This window comes from Methylobacterium sp. J-077 (assembly GCF_022829365.1).
Lineage (GTDB): Bacteria > Pseudomonadota > Alphaproteobacteria > Rhizobiales > Beijerinckiaceae > Methylobacterium.
The window spans coordinates 1-849 of the sequence record NZ_JAKSYJ010000251.1 but is presented as its reverse complement, the minus strand read 5'-3'; the positions used below and the strand labels follow the sequence as shown (position 1 = coordinate 849).

Below are 849 nucleotides of genomic sequence, written 5' to 3'. Positions count from 1 at the left end.
CAACCGCGTCTTCAAATCCTACGCCGACATCCTCGACCACTGCTGCCACGCCTGGAACACCCTCATCGACCAACCCTGGCGCATCATCTCCATCGGACTGCGCGCCTGGGCTCATGGGTTCTGATCAATGAGGATCGGTATCAGCTACGGTCAGTGATCCGGCAGGTTCGAAGGATCGCGATAGTTGCCGGCGCCATCGTCTTCACGGGGGCGGCGTTGGCTGCTGAGCCAATGCAGGAGAAGATCGCGCCCTGCCTTGGCTGACATGGGGAGAGCGGCACTTCTCAAATCGATAGCGTGCCGTCGTTGGGGGCGCAAAAGGCGGACTACATCATCACGCAGCTTTTCCAGTTTCGAGAAAAGCAGCGGATCGCTCCACCGATGAAAGACATGGCGGCGGACCTTTCCGATGACGACCTACGTTCCTAGCATTACAGTTGCATTTTCGACGAGGTTCTGACTCTCTGCGTCACCATGATTCGCGCATCATGGACATCGGGGACCTCGATCGAGGCGACGCTGGAGTTGTGCGCCCCTTCACCTCCCGCAGCGACGAGGCCCCCAACTCCAGCCTCGCCTCGATCGCGGTCCCCGATGTCCATGATGCGCCAATCATGGTGAAGCACATAGTCAGACCCTCGTCGAGAATGCAACTGTCATGCTAAGAACGTAGGTCGTCATCGGAAAGGTCAGCCGCCATGTCTTTCATCGGTGGAGTGATCCGCTGCTTTTCTCGAAACTGCAAAAGCTGCGTGATGATGTAGTCCGCCTTTTGCGCCGCCAACGACGGCACGCTATCGATTTGAGAAGTGGCGCTTTCCGCATGTCAGCGCATGCAGGGCGCTCTCT

1 pseudogene is annotated in these 849 nt (G+C 58.2%); it reads left to right on the top strand.

Annotation, left to right across the window (positions count from 1 at the left end):
• A pseudogene (locus MKL11_RS31885) lies at positions 1-124 on the top strand (IS630 family transposase); the annotation flags it as partial.
• Between the last annotated feature and the right edge of the window lie 725 nt (positions 125-849).